General features: G+C 68.8%; 6 protein-coding genes. All 6 read left to right on the forward strand.

What is annotated here, in order from left to right:
* The coding region (locus VLA96_05960; protein ID HSE48736.1) for a hypothetical protein at positions 1–600 on the forward strand (600 nt) is incomplete at its 5' end.
* 8 nt (positions 601–608) lie between these two features.
* Positions 609–938, forward strand: a complete 330-nt coding sequence (locus VLA96_05965) for an STAS domain-containing protein (protein ID HSE48737.1) — start codon at positions 609–611, stop codon at positions 936–938.
* A 17-nt stretch (positions 939–955) separates the two neighbouring features.
* A complete protein-coding gene (locus VLA96_05970) occupies positions 956–1,399 on the forward strand; it encodes an ATP-binding protein (protein ID HSE48738.1) in 444 nt (147 codons plus the stop codon).
* Positions 1,396–2,853 (forward strand): SpoIIE family protein phosphatase, encoded by a 1,458-nt coding sequence (locus tag VLA96_05975; protein HSE48739.1) that lies wholly within the window; start codon positions 1,396–1,398, stop codon positions 2,851–2,853. The genes VLA96_05970 and VLA96_05975 overlap by 4 nt, the downstream gene beginning before the upstream one ends.
* 42 nt (positions 2,854–2,895) lie before the next feature.
* On the forward strand, positions 2,896–3,435 hold the full coding sequence (locus VLA96_05980; protein HSE48740.1) for a heme-binding protein: 540 nt from the start codon (positions 2,896–2,898) through the stop codon (positions 3,433–3,435).
* Positions 3,436–3,447: 12 nt separating this feature from the next.
* On the forward strand, positions 3,448–4,406 hold a 959-nt coding region (locus tag VLA96_05985; protein ID HSE48741.1), incomplete at its 3' end, for a hypothetical protein.

Below are 4,406 nucleotides of genomic sequence, written 5' to 3' on the forward strand. Positions count from 1 at the left end.
ATGATCGTCCGCAACCGGCAGGCGAAGAACTTCATGGCTTCGCTGCTGCTCAGTCAGGGTGTGCCCATGATTCTCAGCGGCGACGAAGTGCTTCGTACGCAGCGCGGCAACAACAACGCCTACTGCCAGGACAACGACATCAGCTGGGTGGACTGGAGCGTGCGCGACGAGAACGCCGAGCTGTTCCGCTTCGCACGCCTGCTGCTCGCCTTCCGCCGGCAGCACCCGATGCTGCGCAGCAACACCTTTCCCAAACTGGCCGACGTGGTGGGCAGCGGGCATCCGGACCTTGGGTTCCACGGCACCGAGCCGTACCAGCCGGACTTTTCCGCGAGCAGCCGCACGCTGGCGTTCCGGCTGTGCGGGCTGCACGCGCCGCAGCCGGACGACGACATCTACGTGGCGATGAACATGTACTGGGAGGCGCTGCCGTTCGAGGTGCCGCCCGCGGGCGACGGCAAGGCGTGGCGCGTCGCGATCAACACCTCGATGCCCTCGCCGCAGGACATCTTCGAGAAAGACCTGCCCCGGCTCGGGGACCAGGAAAAGATCACGGTGGGCGCGCGCTCCATGATGGTGCTCGTCGCCCCCAACGGATAAGAGGACCCATGCCCATCGAAGTGAAGTCGTATAGCAAAGGTGACGCCGGCTGCCTGGTGCTGGTCGGCGAGCTCGACGCCTCGGCCGCGCCGCAGGTGCGGATCGTGGTGGAAGAAGTGCTGGCCAGCAAGCCGGGCAAGCTCGTGCTGTTCGTCGAGGAGCTGCGGTTCATGGCTTCTGCCGGGCTGCGCATCCTGATCTTCGCCAAGCAGAAGCAGCCCGAGGTGCAGATCTACCTCATCAAGCCGCAGGCGACGATCGTGGAGACGCTGAAGAAGACGGGCTTCTACGAGAGCGTGTACGTCGAGCAAGAGTGGAGCGACGCGGCGGCGCAGTAGCCGCGCCCGGAGCATCCATGGCTGAGCAGGTCTTTCCCGGCACGCTGGATTCGCTGGCGCCGATCCGCGACTTCGTCGCGCAGGCGGCGGCGGCCGCCGGACTGGACCGCACCGCAAGCTACAACCTGTGCCTCGCGGTCGACGAGATCGCGACCAACATCGTGACGCACGGCTACCAGGCCGCCGGGTTGCAGGGCGACCTGCGCGTGCAAACGGCGGTGGAGAGTGGCCGGCTGGTGGTGCGCGTGGAGGATCATGGCCGTGCCTACGACCCGCACCAGCACGACCTGCCGGAGAAAGAAGACCTGAGCGCGCCGCTGCACGAGCGCGATCTCGGCGGCCTGGGGATCCTGCTGGCGTTCCAGGGCGTCGACGAGTTGCGTTACACCGCGGGTGCGAGCGGCAACGTCCACAGTTTTGCGGTGAACCTGGGCTCGCAACAGAAGAGGGCGGCGCGATGAGCATCCTCGGGGTGAAGTGGTGGGTGCACGCGCTGCGCGCCATCCTGTGCGCGGTGGCGCTCTGGTTGATGCTCGAGGCGGCTTCCCACATCCCCAACGTGCGGCCGGCCACCGTCGCCATGGTGGGCGTGCTGGTCACGCTGTTCTTCGCCATCCGCTGGGGACCGATCAGCGCGGTGGTCGGTGGCCTCGCTTCCGCGCTCGCGTTCGACTACCACTTCGTGCCGCCGGTCCACACGTTCGGCTTCGACGACGCCGAAGAGATGGTGGCCGCGTTCGCGGTGCTGGTGACGTCGGTGGCCGTCAGCTGGGTCTCGCTCATCTCGGAGCGCAACGCCGACGAAGCGAACCGGCGGCGGCTGGAGGCCGAGCGGCTGAACCGGCTGGGGGACGCGCTTTTGCCGAGCGCGAGCTCCAAGGCGGTGGGCGCGACGGTGGTCGAGAAATTGATGACGCAGTTTGGCGCCAAGGGCGCCGCGCTCCAGCTCGCCGGCGGCGAGCTCTTCCGCGCCGGCACCATCGTCCCGCCGGAGGTGCAACTGCCGGTCCGGCTGGGGAACGAGACGATCGCAAACCTCGCCATCCACGACTGCGGCATCTCGCCTTCGGCGCTGGACGCGATCAGCCACCAGCTCACGATGGTGCTGGGGCGCGTGCGCGCCAGCGAACAGCTGCTGCACTTCGCCGCCGACATCCAGATGGGGATGCTGCCGAACACCTTCCCTGCCTTCCCGCGGCAGCCCGAGGTGGACCTGTTCGCGACGCTGCTGCCCGCACAGGACGTGGGCGGCGATTTCTACGATTACTTCGCACTGCCGGATGGCCGGGTCTGCTTCATCATCGGCGACGTCTCCGACAAGGGCGTGCCGGCGGCGCTGTTCATGGCGATGGTCGTCACCGCCTTCCAGATCCTTGGGACCAAGCCGGGCGTGACGGTGGCGGAGATGGTGCGCGACCTGAACCGCTACGTGTGCGAGAACAACCGCTCGCAGATGTTCGTGACGGCGCTGGCGGGCATCTTCGACCCGCAGACCGGCCAGATCGAGTACTGCGACGCGGGGCACGAGCCGCCGTTCATCATGCACAGCAGCGGCCAGGTCGACATGGTCGACAAGGTCGGCGGAGTCGCGCTCGGCATCGTGCCGGACCACGTCTTCATTTCCGGCGCGCTACGGCTGGAAAGCGGCGACACGCTCGTCACCTACACCGACGGCGTGAACGAGGCGATGAACCCCGAGCGCCAGCTCTTCACCACGCCGGCCATCGGGGAGGTGCTGTGCCACCTGGCGCGCAACGCCAGCGCGCAGGACACCTGCAACGAGCTGATGGAGAAGGTGAAAGCCTTCGCCGCGGGCGCGGCGCAGTCCGACGACATCACGATGCTGGCGCTGCGCTACCGCGGAGCGGGGGCGGCGAAGGAAGCGCCGGCGTCGAGCGCGCAGGCAGCGCGCTGAAACGGGCCGGATCCGGGTTTTCAAATCCAACGAGGTGAAACGATGAGGCGAGTGCTTGGTTCGGTGGTGGTCGTGCTGCTGGTCCTGGGCGGCGTGCGGCTGTGGACGCAGTCGGCGGCGCCGGCTCCGACGCTGCGGACGATGAAAGCGCTGCCCGCGGCGTGGTCGGTGGAAGCGGCGATGGCGGCGGTGGACGACTGCCGGGCGAAGGGGCAGAACGTGAGCGCGAGCGTGGTGGGCGCCGACGGGATCCGGCAGGTGGTGATCCGCGGCGACGGCGCCTCGCCGCACACGGTGGAGAACAGCTTCAACAAGGGCTACACCATGATCACGCTCGGGCCCATCCAGAAAAAGGATTCGACGGGCGAGATCGCGGCGGCGATGACGCGGTCGCCGGCGACTTCGACCACGATGCCGGCGGCGTCGCTGCCCGGGCTGACGTTCACGCCGGGCGGCGTGGCGGTGAAGGTGGACGGCGTGATCATCGCGGGGCTCGGAGTCTCGGGCGCGCCTTCCGGCGACATCGATGAAGGCTGCGCGCGCGCCGGCCTGGCGAAGATCGAGGCGCACTTGAAGCAGTAGGTGCGGACTGTCATGCGGCGCTTGCTTGCCATCACGCTGGTCGCGGTGTCGCTGAACGCGGCGGCGGCGGAGCCTTCGTCGCCGCCGCGGAAGCTCGTGCTGCGCGAGCGGGCGCGCTGGACCGCGACCGACGCGGTCGTGCAGCGGGTGCAGTTCGCGCCCGACGGCAAGTCGCTGGTGGTCGCGAGCGGCGGCGGCGAAGCCAGCCTGTGGACGCTGGCGGGCGAGGCACGCGGCAAGCTCGCCGGACAGCGCTCGCCGATGTTCAACGCGGTCTTCTCGCCGGGCGGCGATACGCTCGCGACGACGGGATACGACGGGACGCTCCGGCTGTGGCCGCTGCCTGCGAGCGAGACGTTCCGCACGCTGAAGGTGCATCGCGCGGCGGTGAACGACGTGGCTTTCTGCGGCTCGACCGGGCGCGTGGTCACCGGTTCCGATGAAGGCGTCGCGCGCCTCTGGCAGATTCACGAGGAGAAGCTCGACGTGGTCGCCGAGGTGCAGGGCGCGGGCACGGTCCGCCGCGTGGCCTGCGACGCGGCGCACGGCCGCTTCGCCAACAGCTTCGACAGCGGCGAGGTCCAGGTCACGGCGTTCTCGGGAAGAGCGGTCGCGCGCTTCGACAGCGGCCAGCACCGGCTGAATGCCATCGCGCTCGCGCGCGATGGCAAGCGCCTGCTCACCGGCTCGACCGACGGCTCGGTCAAGCTGTGGACCACGAATGGCCGGCCGCTGCTCACGCGTCGCGTGGTCGAGAAAGGCTGGGTGAACGATGCGCGCTTCAGCCCGGATGGGCGGTTGATCGCGGTCGCCACCGACGACGGGCACGTCCGCGTCTATGACCTCTCCGGTTCACTGCTCGCGGACCAAGCGGTGACGAAGGCGCGCGCGACCTCGGCGCTGTTCAGTGCGGACGGCCGGTTGCTTGCCGGCGGCTCTTCCACCGGCGAGGCCTTCGTCTTCGAGGTGGC

The sequence above is a fragment of the Terriglobales bacterium genome (genome assembly GCA_035457425.1).
In the GTDB taxonomy this organism is placed as follows: domain Bacteria; phylum Acidobacteriota; class Terriglobia; order Terriglobales; family Acidobacteriaceae; genus JACPNR01.

Coding starts and splice junctions, on each gene's coding strand:
- VLA96_05965 (HSE48737.1), top strand. CDS start 609: ATGCCCATCGAAGTGAAGTCGTATAGCAAAGGTGACGCCGGCTGCCTG.
- VLA96_05970 (HSE48738.1), top strand. CDS start 956: ATGGCTGAGCAGGTCTTTCCCGGCACGCTGGATTCGCTGGCGCCGATC.
- VLA96_05975 (HSE48739.1), top strand. CDS start 1,396: ATGAGCATCCTCGGGGTGAAGTGGTGGGTGCACGCGCTGCGCGCCATC.
- VLA96_05980 (HSE48740.1), top strand. CDS start 2,896: ATGAGGCGAGTGCTTGGTTCGGTGGTGGTCGTGCTGCTGGTCCTGGGC.